17 protein-coding genes are annotated in these 18,402 nt (G+C 43.7%); 4 read left to right on the forward strand and 13 right to left on the reverse strand.

What is annotated here, in order from left to right; translation table 11 throughout:
* Positions 1-241: 241 nt before the first annotated feature.
* From FZ954_RS05875 to FZ954_RS05890, 4 genes are all read right to left on the reverse strand, one after another.
* Positions 242-802, reverse strand: a complete 561-nt coding sequence (locus FZ954_RS05875; RefSeq protein WP_148877715.1) for a hypothetical protein — start codon at positions 800-802, stop codon at positions 242-244.
* 29 nt (positions 803-831) lie between these two features.
* Positions 832-1,242, reverse strand: coding sequence for a peptide deformylase (locus FZ954_RS05880; RefSeq protein WP_148877716.1), 411 nt, complete (start codon positions 1,240-1,242; stop codon positions 832-834).
* An 80-nt stretch (positions 1,243-1,322) separates the two neighbouring features.
* Complete coding sequence (scrK, locus tag FZ954_RS05885) at positions 1,323-2,222, reverse strand: fructokinase ScrK (RefSeq protein ID WP_062123547.1); 900 nt, start codon at positions 2,220-2,222, stop codon at positions 1,323-1,325.
* Between the two features lie 159 nt (positions 2,223-2,381).
* Complete coding sequence (locus tag FZ954_RS05890) at positions 2,382-4,319, reverse strand: sucrose-specific PTS transporter subunit IIBC (RefSeq protein WP_148877717.1); 1,938 nt, start codon at positions 4,317-4,319, stop codon at positions 2,382-2,384.
* Positions 4,320-4,518: 199 nt separating this feature from the next.
* On the opposite strand from FZ954_RS05890, the gene FZ954_RS05900 reads away from it, so the two are divergent.
* Both FZ954_RS05900 and FZ954_RS05905 read left to right on the forward strand, forming a co-directional pair.
* Positions 4,519-5,973 (forward strand): sucrose-6-phosphate hydrolase, encoded by a 1,455-nt coding sequence (locus tag FZ954_RS05900; RefSeq protein ID WP_148877718.1) that lies wholly within the window; start codon positions 4,519-4,521, stop codon positions 5,971-5,973.
* Positions 5,954-6,919: a LacI family DNA-binding transcriptional regulator gene (locus FZ954_RS05905; protein ID WP_148877719.1), complete on the forward strand. Its 966-nt coding sequence runs from the start codon at positions 5,954-5,956 to the stop codon at positions 6,917-6,919. The genes FZ954_RS05900 and FZ954_RS05905 overlap by 20 nt, the downstream gene beginning before the upstream one ends.
* 500 nt (positions 6,920-7,419) lie before the next feature.
* On the opposite strand, the gene nusB is transcribed toward FZ954_RS05905, so the two are convergent.
* The 5 genes from nusB to FZ954_RS05930 form a co-directional block, all read right to left on the reverse strand.
* A complete protein-coding gene (gene nusB, locus FZ954_RS05910; RefSeq protein WP_181951229.1) occupies positions 7,420-7,857 on the reverse strand; it encodes a transcription antitermination factor NusB in 438 nt (145 codons plus the stop codon).
* Positions 7,850-8,239, reverse strand: coding sequence for an Asp23/Gls24 family envelope stress response protein (locus FZ954_RS05915; protein WP_045500744.1), 390 nt, complete (start codon positions 8,237-8,239; stop codon positions 7,850-7,852). The genes nusB and FZ954_RS05915 overlap by 8 nt, the downstream gene beginning before the upstream one ends.
* A 30-nt stretch (positions 8,240-8,269) precedes the next feature.
* Positions 8,270-8,830, reverse strand: coding sequence for an elongation factor P (gene efp, locus FZ954_RS05920; RefSeq protein ID WP_045500742.1), 561 nt, complete (start codon positions 8,828-8,830; stop codon positions 8,270-8,272).
* A gap of 61 nt (positions 8,831-8,891) precedes the next feature.
* Positions 8,892-9,953 carry a Xaa-Pro peptidase family protein gene (locus FZ954_RS05925; protein ID WP_148877720.1) on the reverse strand — a complete coding sequence of 354 codons (1,062 nt, stop codon included), beginning with the start codon at positions 9,951-9,953 and terminating at the stop codon, positions 8,892-8,894.
* 65 nt (positions 9,954-10,018) lie between these two features.
* Positions 10,019-11,425: a Cof-type HAD-IIB family hydrolase gene (locus tag FZ954_RS05930; protein WP_148877884.1), complete on the reverse strand. Its 1,407-nt coding sequence runs from the start codon at positions 11,423-11,425 to the stop codon at positions 10,019-10,021.
* A 66-nt stretch (positions 11,426-11,491) separates the two neighbouring features.
* On the opposite strand from FZ954_RS05930, the gene FZ954_RS05935 reads away from it, so the two are divergent.
* The gene (locus tag FZ954_RS05935) at positions 11,492-12,454 is read left to right on the forward strand and encodes an asparaginase (RefSeq protein ID WP_148877721.1); all 963 of its coding nucleotides are present in this window, start codon (positions 11,492-11,494) and stop codon (positions 12,452-12,454) included.
* Between the two features lie 317 nt (positions 12,455-12,771).
* Here FZ954_RS05935 and FZ954_RS05940 read toward each other — a convergent pair whose 3' ends face one another.
* The 4 genes from FZ954_RS05940 to FZ954_RS05955 are packed head-to-tail and all read right to left on the reverse strand — an operon-like array spanning position 12,772 to position 16,791.
* The gene (locus FZ954_RS05940; RefSeq protein ID WP_039975732.1) at positions 12,772-13,029 is read right to left on the reverse strand and encodes a DUF896 family protein; all 258 of its coding nucleotides are present in this window, start codon (positions 13,027-13,029) and stop codon (positions 12,772-12,774) included.
* A gap of 20 nt (positions 13,030-13,049) precedes the next feature.
* Positions 13,050-15,089 (reverse strand): glycine--tRNA ligase subunit beta, encoded by a 2,040-nt coding sequence (glyS, locus tag FZ954_RS05945; RefSeq protein ID WP_148877722.1) that lies wholly within the window; start codon positions 15,087-15,089, stop codon positions 13,050-13,052.
* Between the two features lie 2 nt (positions 15,090-15,091).
* On the reverse strand, positions 15,092-16,009 hold the full coding sequence (glyQ, locus tag FZ954_RS05950) for a glycine--tRNA ligase subunit alpha (protein WP_002893545.1): 918 nt from the start codon (positions 16,007-16,009) through the stop codon (positions 15,092-15,094).
* 20 nt (positions 16,010-16,029) lie between these two features.
* On the reverse strand, positions 16,030-16,791 hold the full coding sequence (locus FZ954_RS05955) for an elongation factor Tu (RefSeq protein ID WP_148877723.1): 762 nt from the start codon (positions 16,789-16,791) through the stop codon (positions 16,030-16,032).
* Between the two features lie 581 nt (positions 16,792-17,372).
* Here FZ954_RS05955 and FZ954_RS05960 point away from each other — a divergent pair.
* Positions 17,373-18,365: a PTS sugar transporter subunit IIB gene (locus FZ954_RS05960; RefSeq protein WP_148877724.1), complete on the forward strand. Its 993-nt coding sequence runs from the start codon at positions 17,373-17,375 to the stop codon at positions 18,363-18,365.
* The last annotated feature ends 37 nt before the right edge of the window (positions 18,366-18,402 follow it).

The raw sequence follows: 18,402 nt of genomic DNA on the forward strand, positions 1-18,402 counted from the left end.
GAAATCAACCTCATGTAAAAATGCATCCTTGCAATCTCTAAAATGACCAAACAGATCAAATGAAAATTCTAAAGTGCGGCCTTAAATAAAACATGCAAAATTTCTAACCTTCATATAAGGAATTGGTTACAAAAGAAGCACAGCCTGAGCTGTGCCATTATCTTTTATCCAACTAATCTTACATCGATAAAATAAGCAGATCAAATCCCTGCTCTAGAATAATCTTCCTCATCATTCATCTCTACGGAAAAAGCCACTTGATATGCGGAGCAAGATTGGAAATTTCTTGATGAAGTTCATTAAAGCTAGTATTTTTCACATCATCCAAGTCCAAAGAGACCGCACTCTCCTCTTGATTTTTAGGATAGAAATATAAAATTCGACTGCCCGGTTCTGACCTAGATCGATAGATATCGTATTCAATTTGCTCAATCTCCTGCCACAAGAAGTACTTCTCTCTTTTAGCAGATAAGCCTCTCAGCCTTATTCCCATCTCATCCATCTCTAAAATCGGTGGTTTATGATTCGAAACATAGCCTAGAACAAACATAAACATAGCGGTTATGCCCATTCCCCAATAGAGCAGATTGAGCATATTGTTGCTTTCTTCAGTAGTCTGGCTGCTTCTTTGCTCTTCTTTGCTGATAGGACTCCTATGAACCAGTTGATTGCTACTATTTTGACTTGTTGACTCAGGGGAGGCCTTATCCATAGATACAAAAGACATGGTAAAAAAGATAAAAAAGAGTAAGAGAAAGCCCATGATATAAAATTTTTCTCCATCGCGCTGATATACTTTCATTCTATTCCTATCCTTTCCAGATATATTTCCTATATGAGAATTCCTTCCAAATGATCCAATTCGTGCTGGCAGATTTGCGCTGGGAAATCCTCTAACGTGATGATCTTCTTCAGCCAATTCTGATCCAGATATTCGACAGTGATTTTCTGGTAACGAATGGTTGACCGACTACCTATCAAGGATAGACAGCCTTCTTCTGTTTCATAAGCTCCTGATTTCTGAATGAGAACTGGATTAAACATGACCATGGGCAGCATGCCATACATAAAAATAATCACCCGCTTTTGGAAACCGATCATATTCGCAGCAAGACCGACACAAGACTCTCTATGAGCCAACAAGGTATCTTGCAAATCTTGGGCTAAAAATAGGTCATCCTTTGTAGCTGGGACTGATTTTTGCTGTAAAAAGAAAGGATCTTTCACAATTGCTTTTTGCATATTTCACCTCAAATGGAAGAGGCTGGATTCCCTATCTCAGCCTCCTTAGTTTATTTGAACACTCTCAACGCCTTGTTTACTTATTTTGCATAGCGTTCGCTAATATCTTTTGCGAGGACAAAATTTCCTAGTGTTGCTGAGCCATTTCCTGCAACAGCCGGTGTGACAATGTAGTCACGCACATCTGGCACTGGCAGGTAACCATTGAGCAGGACAGTGAATTTCTCACGGACACGGTCTAACATGTGCTGCTGCGCCATCACGCCACCGCCAAAGACAATGACATCCGGACGGAAAGTCACCGTCGCTTGAATAGCTGCCTGCGCAATATAGTAAGCCTGAATATCCCAGACAGAATTATTGAGCTCGATATTTTCACCACGCACACCTGTCCGCGCTTCTAAGCTAGGGCCAGCTGCTAAGCCTTCCAAACAGCCCTTGTGGAAAGGACAGACGCCGTTAAAGCCTTTTTCCACATCCATCGGGTGCTGAGCTACATAGTAGTGTCCCATCTCTGGATGGCCTGTACCCCCAACAAATTCACCACGTTGGATAGCACCAGCGCCAATCCCTGTTCCAATCGTATAATAAACCAGATTTTCAATGCGGCCACCAGCATTGTTACGGGCTACAACTTCACCATAAGCTGAGCTGTTGACATCTGTCGTAAAGTAAATGGGCACATTCAAAGCACGACGAAGCGCTCCCACAATATCCACATTTGCCCAATGTGGTTTTGGAGTTGTCGTAATGTAGCCATATGTTTTTGAATTAGGATCAATATCAATTGGACCGAAAGAGCCGACTGCCAGACCTGCTAAATTGTCAAAACGAGAGAAAAACTCAATCGTCTTATCTAGCGTCTCAATCGGCGTAGTTGTAGGAAACTGTGTTTTTTCTACAACATTAAAATTTTCATCGCCTACAGCACAGATAAACTTCGTTCCACCAGCTTCTAAACTTCCGTACAATTTTGTCATTTCAAACACCTCTTGTATTCTTTATACTCCATTATAGCATATTTCCATATTGGAAATGGCTCTATATTTTAGATTTTCCTCTGTAAATCTTAGCACTCAAGTAAAAAACGAACAAACATAAGTTGTTCGTTTTCCTTTGTTGACTTTCTATAGCTAAGATTAAGCTTTCACTTCAATAATCGCATCGCCTTTAGCAACAGTTCCTTCTGCTACTGGAGTCACAGATGCGTAGTCGGCTGTGTTAGTCACGATAACCATAGTCGTGTCATCCAGACCAGCTGCTGCGATTTTAGCTGAATCAAACGTTCCAATAATATCGCCAGCTTTGACTTTAGAACCTTGAGAAACTTTTTGATCAAATCCTTCGCCATTCATAGACACTGTGTCAATACCAACGTGGATCAGGATTTCAGCACCATTAGCTGTCTTCAAACCATAAGCATGACCTGTCGCAAAAGCAATTGTCACTTCTGCATCAGCTGGGGCATAAACGACACCTTCAGTTGGTTTGATCGCAATCCCTTGACCCATAGCTCCGCTTGAGAAAACAGGATCATTTACATCGCTCAAAGCTACTGCACTACCAACGATTGGAGAAATGATTGTTTCATCTTGGAGAGCATTAGTTTCTTCAGCACTCGCATCTTCAGCTAATTCTGTTTCTACTGTCTCATCTGCTCCCGTAGCTACTGCTTCCGCAGCAAAGGCATCTGCTGCTTTTGTCTTACCGTAGAAGTAAGTCAAAGCAAAGGCAGTTGCAAAAGCAATAACTTCACATAAGAAATAGAATGGAATTGATTTAGCATCAATTGAAAGGAAGCCAAGAAAACCTGCCGAACCAAGAGACACAGCAACAACTTGGAAAAGACCCGCAAAGAGAGCTCCTACTGCTGATCCGATAAGGGCACAGAAGAATGGGAATTTATATTTCAAATTTACACCAAAGAGAGCTGGCTCTGTAATACCCAAGAGGGCTGAAACACCTGCAGATGATGCAAGACCTTTAGTTTTAGCATTCTTAGTTAAGAACAAAATTGCAAAGGTAGCTGCACCTTGAGCAACGTTGGCCATAGATGCAACAACAAAGATAAAGTCGCCATGTCCACTACCATTTTGCCAAGCAGAAAGCAATTGTGTTTCGATAGCTGGGAAAGATTGGTGAAGTCCAGTCATTACAATTAATGAATAAGTTCCACCAAAGATACTCATACCAATAAAGCTTGTTGTGTTGTAGAGCCAAACAATTGCATCAGTGATACCATTAGATACCAATAGCATTACTGGACCAACGACTGTAAATGTCAGGAACCCAGTAATCATAACAGATAGCAATGGGGTGAAGGTGAAATCTACAGCGGACGGTAACTTCTTGTGGAAGAATTTTTCAAGGTGAGCCAAAATCCATACTGCAGCGAGAACCGGAATTACTTGGTAAACATAACTTGTTTGTGTCACATGATAACCAAAAATATCCCAAAATTTCTCAGCCCCTCCAAGGTCTGGTGTCGTCATAATCATACCGATTGCAGCACCCAGGAACTGGTTAGCTCCAAAGCGTTTTGCAGCTGAGATACCAACAAGAATTGGCAGAAACATGAATGGTGCAGCAGACATGAGCTGAATCATTTCTGACAGCCCCTTAATAGCTGGAACCATTTGCTCAATTGATTGTGGCCCAAACAATCCTTCTGAGGTCAGGAAATTACGAAGAGCCATCAAAAGACCGCCTGCAACTAAGGCTGGAATAATAGGTACAAAAATATCGGACAAGAGTTTAATCAAAGCCATAATAGGATTAAACTTCTTTCCATTAGCAGCAATCTGCTTCAAATCATCAGTTGAAACTTCTTTAAGACCAGTTTCTTTTATAATCTCAGCGTAAACAAAGTTTACATCACCAGGACCAATGATAACCTGATATTGACCATCTGTTTTAAAAGTCCCTTTAACATCAGCATTATCGTCCAATGCTTTTTGATTAATAATACTGTCATCTTTCAACACGAGGCGCAATCTAGTTGCACAATGTGCTGCTGCCACAAGATTATCTTTTCCAACAGCCTCAATGACCTGTTTTGCAACTTTTGAATAATCCATTTGCAAAAATCTCCTTATAAAAATATTGTAAAACTTTTTGAAAGCGATTTTATCACCTTTACGAATATTATTTTACCATGATTCAGAGATATGTCAAGCGTTTTGCAGAAAAAATATTTTTTTACTGTTAAATGTTGATTTTTCAGCAGAAAACGTTTACTATAGTAATAAGAAATAATATGATTCGGAGGACAAAAGATTGGCTTGGACGACTGAAAAACGTTACAAACGTTATGAAGACTGGACTCAGGAGGAGGTACAGCAGATCAAAGAAAACATAGCTAAATCTCCTTGGCGGGCCAGCTATCATGTGGAGCCTCAAACTGGTCTGCTCAATGACCCCAATGGCTTTTCTTACTTTGATGGCAAGTGGGTCGTGTTTTATCAAAACTTCCCTTTCGGAGCAGCTCACGGTCTCAAGTGCTGGGTTCAGATGGAAAGCGATGACCTAGTCCATTTCACGGAAACTGGTCTTCGGGTGCTGCCAGATACTGCTCTGGACAGCCACGGTGCCTACTCAGGCTCTGCCATGCAGTTTGACGACAAGCTCTTTCTCTTCTACACCGGCAATGTTCGTGATGAAAATTGGGTGCGTCACCCCTATCAAATCGGCGCCTTGTTAGATAAATCAGGCAAGCTGGAAAAAATTGACAAGGTCTTGATTGAACAACCTGCTGAAGCGACTGACCACTTCCGCGATCCACAGATTTTCAACTACAAAGGGCAATTCTATGCTATTGTCGGCGGGCAAAATCTGGATAAGCAAGGCTATATCAAGCTTTACAAGGCAGTTGATAATGACTATACCAACTGGGAAGCTATTGGTGATTTAGACTTCGCCAATGACAAGACAGCCTATATGATGGAGTGTCCTAATCTAGTCTTTATCAATGATCAACCAGTTCTGCTCTATTGCCCTCAAGGCTTGTCTAAAGACGTACTGGATTATGACAACATTTATCCAAATATGTATAAAATAGGTCAATCGTTTGACACAAACAAAGCTGCTATGATTGATCCTAGTCCCATCCAAAATCTAGACTATGGCTTCGACTGCTACGCGACCCAAGCCTTCAACGCACCTGACGGTCGTGCACTGGCTGTCAGCTGGCTAGGCTTACCCGATGTGGAATACCCTTCTGACCACTTCGACCATCAGGGGACCCTCTCCCTCGTCAAGGAATTGACCCTAAAAGACGGCAAGCTTTATCAGTACCCAGTGCCTGCTATCAAAGATTTGCGAGCAGAGGAACAGCCTTTCGCTGCTCTGGCAGAAAGCAAAAACAGCTACGAACTAGAGCTGAATCTCGCTGCGGACACCGAACACGAAATCGTCCTCTTTACAGACAAGGACGGCAAGGGCCTACGCATCAACTTCGACCTCAAGGAAGGACAAGTGACAGTTGATCGCAGTCAGGCAGGCGAGCCATTTGCCCTGGACTTTGGAACCAGCCGAAGCTGTGACATTGACAAAGAAGCAACGAGTGCTACTATCTTCATCGATAAATCGATTTTTGAAATTTTCATCAATAAAGGAGAGAAAGTATTTTCCGGTCGTGTCTTCCCGAGAGAAGACCAAACAGGTATTGCTATTACTAAGGGCAATCCAACCGGTACTTACTATGAATTAGATTATGGTCGCAAAGCTAACTGATGTAGCAAAACTTGCAGGAGTCAGCCCCACAACTGTTTCCCGCGTCATTAACAGAAAAGGCTACTTATCCGACAAAACGATTTCTAAGGTTGAAGCAGCCATGCGAGAATTGGCCTACAAGCCCAACAATCTGGCGCGTAGCCTCCAAGGAAAATCAGCCAAGCTGATCGGACTCATTTTCCCCAATATCAGCAATGTCTTTTATGCAGAATTGATTGGCAAGCTAGAGCACGAGCTATTTAAACAAGGCTATAAAACCATTATCTGCAATAGCGAGCACGACTCTGACAAGGAGCGTGAATACCTTGAAATGCTGGAGGCTAATCAGGTGGACGGCATTATTTCCGGTAGCCACAATCTAGGCATCGAAGACTACAATCGCGTAACTGCTCCTATCATTTCCTTTGACCGTAACCTTTCACCAGATATTCCAGTTGTCTCCTCAGACAACTATGGCGGTGGAGTGCTGGCTGCTCAGACCTTGGTCAAGACTGGCGCTCAAAATATCATCATGATCACCGGCAATGACAACTCCAATTCCCCAACTGGGCTGCGCCATGCTGGCTTCGCCTCTGTCCTGCCGGACGCTCCTATCATCAATGTGTCCAGCGACTTTTCTCCAGTCCGAAAGGAAATGGAAATCAAACACATTTTGACCCACAAGAAGCCAGATGCTATCTTCGCTTCAGATGATTTGACAGCTATTCTAGTCATGAAAGTCGCTCAGGAGCTAGACATCCAGATTCCTGAAGATTTAAAAATCATCGGCTACGACGGCACCTACTTTGTGGAGAACTACTACCCTCAGCTGGCAACCATTAAGCAACCGCTGAAAGAGATTGCCAAACTTCTGGTCGATTTACTGCTACAAAAAATTGACAAGCAAGAAGTCACAACAACGGGCTACTTCCTGCCGGTGAACCTCTTGCCAGGCAAGAGTGTGTAACTTTTTTGATCTCACTAAATTCCTTCATCTTGACGAACCCCCAAAGATTTGGCAGAAACCAACTTTTGGGGGATTTTTAATATCATTAATCCCTAGCAATTACTTCAATGTTAGCTCCGTCTAGGATGACTTTCTTTTATAATTAAGTTTGAAGTAGCTAGCCGAGACCTAAGTTGCCGTGAATCTATAGGAAAAGTGAACAGCCGAGGCCTAGGTTACCACGAATCTATAGGAAAAATGACCAGCCGAGGCCTAGATTACCAGGAATCTATAGGAAAAGTGACCGGCCGAGACCTAAGTTGCCATGAATTTATAGGGAAAGTAAGCAGCCGAGGCCTAAGTTACCATGATTCCATAGGAAAAATGACCAACCGAGACCTAAGTTACCACGAATCTATAGGAAAAGTTACCAACCGAGGTCTAGGTTGCTATAATGGAAACCTTTTAAGTATTATCAGCAACTGCAACTATCAAAAACCAAAAAAGCTGAGACAATCGTCTCAGTCTTTTTCTTCTGTTATAAATTGGCTTAAAATACCATTGATAAACTTACTTGATTTTTCATCAGAGAATTGCTTGGAAAGTTCAATAGCTTCATTGACCGCTACTCGCTCAGGAGTATCAAACTCTGTGATTTCAAAGATGCCTAATCGCAGGATATTCTTTTCCACCAAGGTCAGACGCTCAACTGTCCAGCCTGCTTTCAAGTGCTGGGCGATTTTCTTATCTAATTCTTCCTTGGATTGAGATACTCCTGTGACCAAGTTGAGTAGAAATGCTGGGATATTGACTTCAGCATCTGTCTGCTCTTCGTCCTTATCATAAGTATAGGCAAAGCGACAAGACTCAATGGCATCCCCTTCATACTCTAGGCTCATCAAGGCCTGAAACGCCCGCTGGCGTAGCTCTCTTCTAGATTCTAACAAAACATCAGTCATTGAGGAAATCCTCATCAAACAGATCTTTCAAATCTGGTTTTGGTGATTTTTCTGGAACAATACCTGCCACGTGGATATTGACAGCAGATAGCTCCACTTCAGCCATATCGTTCACAGCACTTTTGACCGCCTTTTGGATTGCAACTGCAACTGTTGGCACACTAATACCGTACTCCAGATAGAGGTAGATATCAACTGATATGTCGCCACTTTCATCCGTATGCAGCGCAACACCGCGTCCAAGCGTACGCATAGAAAGGCTATCTGACATGCTTTTATTTGCAAAAGAATGAACGCCCTCTACCTTAGCCGTAGCAATGGCAATAATTTTTTCCAAGACTCGTGGCGCAATAACGATTTCGCCTAATTGTTCGTTTGCCATAAGAATTCCTTTCTATATGAAAGATTGAAATTACGCACGAGAAACGTAAGTTCCTTCTGCTGTATTGATGACCAATTTTTGTCCAACTTCGATGAAGTCTGGTACGTTGACAACAAGACCTGTTTCAAGAGTTGCTGGTTTACCAGAACCTGTTACAGTAGCACCTTTGATAGATGGTTGTGTTTCTGTTACCACCAATTCAACAGTTGTCGGTACTGTCACACCGATCACTTCTGAGCCGTAGAATTGGATTTTCACATCTGAGTTTTCAAGGATGAATTTCAACTCGTCCTCTACATTAACGACTGGAATTTCGTATTGATCGTAAGTCTCAGTATTCATGAAATACGCAGTACCATCCATTTGGTACAAGTATTGTGCTGGTACTGTTTCGATGATAGCTTGCTCAAATTTTTCTTCTGGACGGTAGCTAGTCTCAAATGTAGAACCAGTACGAACATCACGCAATTTCATACGCATGATAGTATTTCCCTTACCTGGTTTGTGGTGACTTGCTTCCAAGACACGGATCAATTTACCATCAGCAGTTTCAAAAGTCATTCCAGCTTTCAGCTTGCTTGCTTCAATCATTTGTTTTTTACCTCTTTAATAAATAATTTACTCTTTATTCTACCATAAAGCTTGATAATTCTCAAATCACAATCAATTCTTTTGGAGCAAGGGTCAAGACCTCACAACCAGTCTCTGTAATCAGAAGGTCATCTTCGATCCGAACGCCGTATTTGCCATCCAGATAGATGCCCGGCTCATCGGTCAAGACCATGCCAGCCTCAATCGGCTCTTCTGACTTGCCAAAGTAAGGAATCTCATGGATATCCAAACCAATCCCGTGGCCAATCCCGTGGCTGAAGTAAGGGCCGTAGCCTGCATCGTTGATAATTTGACGAGGAATCCGGTCAAAATCAATACAGCTGAGTCCAGCTTTAGCCGCTTCTATCAAGGCTTGATTGCTACGCAGGACAATATCATAAATTTCCCGCTCTTCATCCGTCACCTGCCCCACATGAACAGTCCGCGTCATATCGCTGACATAGTGATTGTAGTAGCAACCAAAGTCCATGGTCAGGGTTTCACCATTTTGGATGACCTTGTCACTAGCCACACCGTGCGGCATAGCAGAACGGTAGCCCGAAGCGATGATAAAGTCAAAGGAGGCACCTGAAGCACCTAACTGGCGCATACGGGCATCCAAAAAGTTCATGACAGCCAGCTCTGTCGTCTGACCAGGCTTGATAAAGTCCAGCACGTCTAGGAAGGCTTGATCCGAAATCTGACAGGCCTTGCGAATGGTCGCAATTTCTTGCTCATCCTTGATCATGCGCAGATTTTCGATAAAGGCTGTCATCGGCACCAGCTCATGACCAGCAAACACACTTTCCAGCATCTTGAAGTAAGCGTATGAAATCTCATCATCAAAACCGATTTTTGCCAACTGATCGTCTGCAATAATTTTAGCAATTTCTCCAACTGCATCCCGTGTTTCAACAATATCAAAGCCTTCAACCACGCCCTTGGCAATCAAGGTATAGCGAGAATCCGTCAAGAAAATCCGTCGTGACTTGCTGATGAAAACTGTCGCTTCTGTGCCACTAAAACCAGTCAGATAGTAAATATTTTTCAGATTGGTTACTAGGACAGCATCGCATTCTGTCTGAGCCAAGGCTGCTTCAAATTTTTCAACTCTTGATAACATGAGAAAACCTCCGTAAAATAATTCGATTGAGTATCGTAAAATAAAATTCTGCCGACAAAGAGTCCCTACTCTTCGTCTTTTGTTTCTTTTTGCGCCTTTTCCACATTGCGCTGATAGGCCTGAATCTGCCGCTCCAACTCCCGTTCGATTGCTGGTTCTGGCGCATATTTCTCTTCCCAGTCATCTGGTTTGAGGATTTTATGAGTCACGGGATCAAAATGCGCTTTTCCATCTGGGAAAATTTTCCCCATATTGGCCTGATGAACAATATCGAAAATCCGCTCAGGATCAACTCCCATCAAGACAAAGCTACCGTAAGTAAAGTAGAGCGTATCGATCAGAGCATCCACTTGACCAACTAAAGAAATTTCTGCCTTGCTCTTGCTACGAACCTTGGCAGCAGCCTTATCTAAAGCCTCGTGCATTCTGGCCATCGACTGATCAAATTCTTCCTCTGAAGAGCTGGCAGCTCTGAGAAATTCAACCAACTCTTCCAGCTTAAAGTCAGCACGGTGCCGAGCTTCCTCTGGTGTCCAAGCGATGGGTTCTTCCTGCGTAGACTCATCCATAACACTATGGAAAGTCTTAACCTTATTGAAGTGGTGATCGCGGGACACAAAGACTTTCTCACTCGCTAAAATACCAAAATGTTCTAGTGCCCGATGAATCCCATCCTGACTATTGCTGCTAGTCGTATGCTTGGCTACTTCCTTGACAGAGCTGGTACCATTCCCCATGGCAATAGACAAGCCAACTCCCGACAGCATTTCCAAGTCATTGTCGGAGTCGCCGAAGGCCATGACCTGATGGATATCAAAGCCATATTCTTGACCGACTAGACGAATGCCCTCCAGCTTGGACATCCCTTGATTGATGATGTCCGCTGCATAGGGGCTTGAACGAGTAAATTTCAAATGGGGGAAATTCGCTTCAATCTTTGCACTCTCGGCTGGATCAGCCAAAATTAGAACTTGATAGATAGGCTCTTGAATCAATTTCAACAGATCTTCTTCATGCTGAGGCAGGGCCTTACTCACAATCTTGTTAAAACCATGGCTCACCGTCCGAGTCATTTTCCTAGGAATAAACTGGGTAGCCCACTGTGAAAAAGAACTCATACCAAAGGTCATAATTTTTGAACCTTGCATGGCCTTTTCTGTTCCCAAGGAAATCTCTTTCCGGTGCTCTTTGGCATAGGCAATCAAATCACGCAAGCTCTGCTTATCAATCGGTGTGGCAGAAATGACCCTGTCCTTTGAAAAAATATACTGACCATTGTAGGTGACAGCAAAGTCTAAATCCAGCTTGTCCATAAAAGGCTTGACAAAGAAGGGGCCCCGACCTGTTGCTAAACCGACCAAAATCCCTTGTTCTTGCAAACTCTTAATGGCAGCTTCTGTCGATTTCAAGACGGTTCGACTGTCATTAATCAAGGTTCCATCTATATCAAAAAAGACGGCTTTTATTTCCATTGATTTTCTCATTCTTTCCTTTTATGATACAATAAATTATAACACAATTCACGGAGAAGCTCATCTATGAATAAGCAAATTTTAGTTTTACATACAGGTGGAACCATTTCCATGCAGGCTGATGGAAGTGGCGCTGTCAATAGCAGCCAAGACAATCCCATGAACCATGTGGCTGTTCCCTTAGAGGGTATTGAAGTGACAGTGGTTGATTTCTTCAACGTTCCCAGTCCTCACATCACTCCCCAACACATGCTTGACCTCTACCAAAAAATCAAGGCTGACGCTGACCAATACGACGGTGTGGTCATTACCCACGGAACCGATACTCTAGAGGAAACGGCCTACTTCCTTGATACCATGGACCTGCCTGACATCCCTGTCGTTTTGACCGGAGCTATGAGAAGTTCAAATGAACTCGGTAGTGACGGAGTTTATAACTACCTGACTGCTTTGCGGGTAGCCAGTGACGAGAAGAGTCGAGGCAAGGGCGTTCTCGTCGTTATGAATGATGAAGTGCATGCTGCCAAATATGTCACTAAAACCCACACCACCAATGTCAGCACCTTTCAAACTCCGACGCACGGTCCTCTAGGCCTGGTCATGAAACAGGAAATTCTCTATTTCAAAACAGCAGAACCTCGCGTCCGCTTTGATCTGACTAGCATTTCGGGACTGGTACCCATCATTCCAGCCTATGCCGGTATGAAAACAGAACTGCTTGATATGCTGGATTGGCAAAAGCTAGACGGTCTCATCATCGAAGCCTTTGGCGCAGGCAATCTGCCAAAAGAAACTGCGGAAACATTAACAGAGATGGCAGAAGCTGGTCTCCCCATCGCTCTCGTTTCACGTTGTTTCAACGGTATTGCTGAACCTGTCTACGCCTATGAAGGCGGTGGTGTCAAGCTGCACCAAGCCGGAATCATGTTTGTCAAAGAGCTCAATGCACCGAAGGCTCGCATCAAGCTACTGATTGCCCTCAATGTCAGCCTAAGTGGTCAAGCATTAAGAGATTATATAGAAGGATAGAATCCTAACTTACCTACTGTTTTCTAGAACATTGTTTCTACTCCTCCTTATAATGCTGTATTCCTCAATATTATGAAGCAAGTTTATAAGTATTCCTAGCCTTAAGCTAAGTTATAAATTCAAAAAAAGAGTCTGGGACAAAAGTCCTAGCCTCTCAATTATCTTTGGATTGTCGAGTAAGACGCAGTGGTTGAGTGGGCTCTACTACGCTGATTTCATCAGCTTCTACAGCCCTACTCAACTGTGCGGAGGTGGGACGACGAAATCGAATTCTAACGAATTACCGATTTCTGTCCCACTCTCTCTTTTTCTTGTTGTTATGAATTTGGATCATCTAGACTGCGGCCATGAAGACCTTTCTCGCGCTGAACTTGGCGCAATTTTTCAGGCGTCACATCATTGCCGTCCTCATCAACGATCTTGATGCCTTCAATGTGATGGCGAACAGAACGGCGGTAGCCTTCGATGTACTCTTCACGAAGCTTGGCTTGTTCCACTTTTTCCTCAGCAGTTAGGCCTTCGGTTTTTTTCTTTTTAGCCAGTTCGTTGATGCGTTCAATTTTTTTAGGATCCATGATTCTACCTCTCTTACCTTTTATTTGGTATTAATCTGATTAAATTGCGCCAGCTGGCCAGCCTTGTCTGTCAAAGAAGCTAGGAGAGCTAGACGGTTGTTACGTACAGCCTCATCTTCTGCCATAACCATGGTATGGTCAAAGAAAGCATCGATAACTGGACTGAGAGCAAAGAGTTGGTCCAGATTGGCAGCTAAGTCAGGCGTTAGCTCCACTTTTTCAATGGCCGCAGCCAAGTCTTTTTCCTCTTGATTTTCAAAGAGCGCTGGATTGACAGCTGTCTGCCCTTGAGCTTTCTCAGCTAGATTGAAGACACGAGACAGGCTTTCCACTGCCGACTTGAAGTTATCTTCCTGAGCTTTTTCTGCTAGGAGCGCAGCCGTTTCTACCAAATCTCGTACGACAAAGTTAGTGCTTTGAAGAACAGCTGTCACGATGTCTTTTGGAATGCTGCGATCCATCATTTTCTCAACGCGGGCACGAAAGAAGTCTAGCACCGCCTCTTGATTGTCATAGCTTAGGCTATCAAACTTGAGTTCGTAAAGTCGACCAAGAAGTTGAGCCAAGTCAATGTTCCAGCCAAACTTATCCAAGATACGCACAACACCCTGAGTCGCACGGCGCAGCGCATAAGGGTCATTGGAACCGCTCGGAATCAAGCCAACTGAGAAGAAGGACAGAATCGTATCCAGCTTATCAGCCAGAGCCAAGACTGCTCCGACCTTGGTATCAGGTAATTCGCCATCGGCTGAAGTCGGCATATAGTGTTCCCGAATGGCAGCTGCAACTGCAGCATTCTCACCAGCCAGAAGAGCATACTTCTCGCCCACGATACCTTGCAGCTCATCAAACTCACCAACCATGCCAGTCAGCAGGTCAAACTTATAAATAGCTGCCGCACGAGCCAAGTCGGCTGTCTCATCAGCATCCAATCCTGCATCTTGCGCCAAGAGAGCCGCAATCTTGCCAGTCCGCTCCATGTGCTCTGCCAGAGAGCCAATCTTTTCGTGGAAGGTCACATTGCCAAGTTTTTCAACCAAGTCAGCAATCGCCAGCTTTTGGTCTTCCCGCCAGAAGAATTCCCCATCTTCCAGACGAGCCACCAAGACTTTCTCATTCCCCTTGATGACATTTTCCAGATGCTCTGCATTTCCGTTGCGGACAGAGATAAAGTGTGGGAAAAGCTTGCCTTCAGCATCGCGCACAACAAAGTAACGCTGATGCTCTTTCATGGAAGTGACCAGCACTTCCTCAGGCACCTCTAAATATTTGGCATCAAAATTACCCAAGAAAGCAGTTGGATATTCTACCAGATTCAACACTTCATTGAGCAAGTCTTCGTCAATCTCGATAGAAACACCGTGCTCCTGCTCTAACGCCCGAATCTGTTCGATAATCATCTTTTCCCGCTCAAGAGGATTAGTAATGACAAACTGAGCCCGCAAGTCATCTTCATAGGAATCGGCTGAAGAAATCTCTGTTTCTTTCCCCAAGAAGCGATGTCCACGGCTAGTACGGCCGCTCTTGATGTCCAAGAAATCCAAATCAAAGGCCTGCTCATCTAAGAGCACAGTCAAGGTGTGGACCGGGCGGATATATTCAAAGGTGTTGTTGGCCCAGTGCATGCTGACAGGGAAGGTCAGAGCTTGCAGAACTTCCGTCACTGCTGGGATGATCTCCTCTACTGGGCGGCCGATTTCTTCCTTGGTCACATAGACATATTCTTCCCCTTTAATTTCGCGGAAAGTAATGTCCTCAACCGTCAAGCCTTTGCCACGGACAAAACCTTCGGCAGCCTTTGTAAAGTTCCCATCAGCGTCCAGAGCAATTTTCTTAGAAGGGCCTTTGAAATCTTCGGTCAAATCAGACTGCTTGTCCGCCAAGCCAACTACGCGCACCGCCAGACGACGAGGCGTAGAGAACATTTCAATTTTCTCAAAGGTCAGACGATGGTCTTTCAGGAAGGCTCCCATCTTGTCGCGCAGCTGCTTCATGCTCGGTGTCACGACATAGGCTGGCATTTCCTCCAAGCCTAATTCAACTAATAAATTTTTTACCATGATTATTCTCCCTCCTCTGCCAAGAGTTTCTCGCGAGTCTCAGCATCCAAAAGTGGGTAGCCTAGACGCTTGCGCTCAGCCACAAAGGTCTTAGCCACAACACGCGCCAGATTACGAATACGGGCAATATAACCAGCCCGCTCTGTCACAGATACAGCTCCACGCGCATCCAAGAGGTTAAAGGTATGCGAGCATTTGAGAACATAGTCATAGGCTGGGTGCACCAGATGCTCGTCCAGACAGCGCTTAGCTTCCGCTTCAAACTTCTCAAAATTCCCCAAGAGCAAGTCTTGGTCGCTGACCTCAAAGCTGTACTTGGAATGTTCATACTCAGGATGAGTGAAAATTTCACCGTACTTAACGCCATCTGCCCACTCAATGTCGTAGACTGAGTCCACTTCTTGGATATAAGAAGCCAGACGCTCCAGACCATAAGTCACCTCAGCAGTTACTGGCTGAGTTGGTAGACCTCCGACCTGCTGGAAGTAAGTGAACTGAGTGATTTCCATACCATCCAGCCAGACTTCCCAGCCCAGACCAGCCGAGCCAGTTGACGGGTTTTCCCAGTTATCCTCGACAAAGCGGATGTCGTGCTCCAGCGGATTGATGCCCAAGAGCTCCAAAGACTGCAAATAAAGTTCTTGGATATTGCTTGGAGACGGCTTCATAACCACTTGAAATTGATGGTGCTGGTACAGACGATTCGGATTTTCCCCATAGCGCCCATCTGCTGGCCGGCGAGACGGCTCTACATAGGCCGCGTTCCAAGGCTCTGGCCCAATTGCCCGCAGGAAGGTATAGGGACTCATTGTTCCCGCCCCCTTCTCATTATCATAAGCCTGCATGAGCATACAACCTTGGTCATTCCAGAACTGCTGTAAAGTCAAAATAATTTCTTGAAATGTTAACTTCTTAGACATTTGTTACTCCTTTTGTTTGTTTATATCTCTTTGTCTATTATTTTCTGTTCTATGAACCAATCCAACAAGGGAATTGTCTTATCTGTATTTGCCCACCGATGATAAGAATCAAAGACTGCTTGCACACTTCCTAAATTTTCTACTAGCTTGTCAACTGTCAAAAAACTGCGCCAGTATTCGTAAAAAATACTAGCATAATTCCCTTGATAAGTCGAAGTACCGAAATCATTCAATGAGTGCCAACCGTGCTTTTCCTGAAAGAGCTCAACAAGAGACTGATTACAAGCTTTTTCCACTCGAAATTCCTCATCTGTAAAGAAATACTTGCGGCTAATATACTCAACCATCCCTTCTTCAAACCAGATATAGGCACCGTATCCATCAAAGTCATCTAAAAAATGCTCCGACCAATGAGCTAACTCATGGCCCACAATCTGCAAGAGAGAATTTTCAGACAAAGACTGATAGTGGTTTGCTATTGCTTGAGTTTGGTGAGAGGTATCGTAATTCTCCAACTGAAGGAGATACAAATCTTTCCAAACCGTCAATTCGGGAGTCATAACCATCCGCCTATCATTTGTATAGGCTGGTACAGGAATTTCCCGAATGATCTGCGTAGCAGAATCAAAATCGGACCAAATGATGGCTTGCGGCAAGTCATAAACCGCAAACTCGTCTTTTAAAAATGTTAGATAATCCTGCAACTTTGCGGAATTCTTTGCGACGAAATCTTGAAAAGCTGCGAATTGGTTCTCGTCTTTTACAAGATAAAAGTTCTCCACGAATCTCCTTTCTTTCGAACAATAGGTTCAGTACGCAAAAGAACCACATCCGACAGTCCTAGGCTATGCGACCTAGGGGCGTCAAGACGCGGTTCCACCCTAATTTATTACTTCATTACGTTTAAAAATGTTAACCGAAAGCGCCATCTGCACTGCTTCCCTATCTGGCTCCCACCCACCCAGACTCGCTAAAAAGTAGACAATGAGAATTCTTTCTAAAAAAGATTATAGCAGAAAATAGATGATTTGTAAAATACTTCTTGGACTTCAGCTATAAATTCTTCCTATATAAATTCACTTTCTAATCAATTTATCAGATAAGCATTTTCATAGAAATTTTCATCCACTTTCATATATTAACCTAGTTACATTAGCAATCTAATCTTCATCTAATTATTTGGTGAGAAGAAAAGATCAAAAAAGACTGATATAACAACGTTTTTCACTAGAAATAGAATTTGAAAATAATTGTCTCCTCGATTCAGGTACTTGCATTTTTCATGAAAACGTTTTATAATAATAGTTAGCCTTAAAGTTTTCTTAAACTTAAGTCAAACATTTTATAAGGAGGAAAAACAATAATGAGTATTGGAATCATTATTGCCAGCCACGGTGAATTTGCTGCCGGCATTCATCAGTCAGGTTCTATGATTTTTGGTGAGCAAGAAAAAGTTCAAGTTGTAACTTTCATGCCAAACGAAGGTCCTGATGATCTGTATGCAAAATTCAATGACGCTGTGGCTTCGTTTGATGCGAACGATGAGGTATTGGTCTTGGCTGACCTTTGGAGTGGGTCTCCATTTAACCAAGCTAGCCGTGTCATGGGTGAAAATCCAGACCGCAAGTTCGCTATCATTACAGGCTTGAACCTGCCTATGCTGATTCAAGCTTATACAGAAAGGATGATGGATGCCAACGCCGGCGTTGAAGCTGTAGTGGCCAATATCATCAAAGAAGCCAAGGAAGGAGTCAAAGCTCTGCCTGAAGAGCTGAATCCAGCTGCTGAAGAAGCAAATGCTCCTGCTGCTGCACCAGTTGCTCAAGCGGCTATCCCAGAAGGAACTGTTATCGGAGACGGCAAGCTCAAAATCAACCTTGCTCGTATCGATACACGTTTGTTGCATGGGCAAGTTGCAACGGCTTGGACTCCAGATTCAAAAGCAGACCGTATCATCGTTGCTTCTGACTCTGTAGCTAAGGATGAACTTCGTAAAGAACTCATCAAACAAGCTGCACCCGGTAATGTTAAAGCAAATGTTGTTCCAATTGATAAGCTGATTGCTGTTTCAAAAGATCCACGTTTCGGTAATACGCACGCTCTTATCTTATTTGAAACTCCGCAAGATGCCCTACGCGCTATTGAAGGCGGTGTGCCAATCAAGACCCTCAACGTCGGCTCAATGGCTCACTCAACTGGTAAGACAATGGTCAACAACGTTCTATCAATGGACAAGGACGATGTGGCAACTTACGAAAAATTGCGTGACCTCGGAGTTGAATTCGACGTACGTAAAGTACCAAATGATTCTAAGAAAGATTTGTTTGACTTAATTAACAAAGCCAACGTTCAATAATCTTAAACGTTTCGCTCTCATATTATTATGAAAGGAT

This window comes from Streptococcus sp. Marseille-P7375 (assembly GCF_902460365.1).
GTDB classification, from domain to species: Bacteria; Bacillota; Bacilli; order Lactobacillales; family Streptococcaceae; genus Streptococcus; species Streptococcus cristatus_I.

What these genes read in the sequence shown, in the direction of transcription:
- glyS (WP_148877722.1), bottom strand. Translation starts at nt 15,089, where the DNA reads ATGGTAAAAAATTTATTAGTTGAATTAGGCTTGGAGGAAATGCCAGCC.
- FZ954_RS05960 (WP_148877724.1), top strand. Translation starts at nt 17,373, where the DNA reads ATGAGTATTGGAATCATTATTGCCAGCCACGGTGAATTTGCTGCCGGC.
- FZ954_RS05880 (WP_148877716.1), bottom strand. Translation starts at nt 1,242, where the DNA reads ATGCAAAAAGCAATTGTGAAAGATCCTTTCTTTTTACAGCAAAAATCA.
- FZ954_RS05875 (WP_148877715.1), bottom strand. Translation starts at nt 802, where the DNA reads ATGAAAGTATATCAGCGCGATGGAGAAAAATTTTATATCATGGGCTTT.
- FZ954_RS05925 (WP_148877720.1), bottom strand. Translation starts at nt 9,953, where the DNA reads ATGTTATCAAGAGTTGAAAAATTTGAAGCAGCCTTGGCTCAGACAGAA.
- FZ954_RS05935 (WP_148877721.1), top strand. Translation starts at nt 11,492, where the DNA reads ATGAATAAGCAAATTTTAGTTTTACATACAGGTGGAACCATTTCCATG.
- FZ954_RS05940 (WP_039975732.1), bottom strand. Translation starts at nt 13,029, where the DNA reads ATGGATCCTAAAAAAATTGAACGCATCAACGAACTGGCTAAAAAGAAA.
- scrK (WP_062123547.1), bottom strand. Translation starts at nt 2,222, where the DNA reads ATGACAAAATTGTACGGAAGTTTAGAAGCTGGTGGAACGAAGTTTATC.
- glyQ (WP_002893545.1), bottom strand. Translation starts at nt 16,009, where the DNA reads ATGTCTAAGAAGTTAACATTTCAAGAAATTATTTTGACTTTACAGCAG.
- FZ954_RS05930 (WP_148877884.1), bottom strand. Translation starts at nt 11,425, where the DNA reads ATGGAAATAAAAGCCGTCTTTTTTGATATAGATGGAACCTTGATTAAT.
- FZ954_RS05905 (WP_148877719.1), top strand. Translation starts at nt 5,954, where the DNA reads ATGGTCGCAAAGCTAACTGATGTAGCAAAACTTGCAGGAGTCAGCCCC.
- nusB (WP_181951229.1), bottom strand. Translation starts at nt 7,857, where the DNA reads ATGACTGATGTTTTGTTAGAATCTAGAAGAGAGCTACGCCAGCGGGCG.
- FZ954_RS05915 (WP_045500744.1), bottom strand. Translation starts at nt 8,239, where the DNA reads ATGGCAAACGAACAATTAGGCGAAATCGTTATTGCGCCACGAGTCTTG.
- FZ954_RS05890 (WP_148877717.1), bottom strand. Translation starts at nt 4,319, where the DNA reads ATGGATTATTCAAAAGTTGCAAAACAGGTCATTGAGGCTGTTGGAAAA.
- efp (WP_045500742.1), bottom strand. Translation starts at nt 8,830, where the DNA reads ATGATTGAAGCAAGCAAGCTGAAAGCTGGAATGACTTTTGAAACTGCT.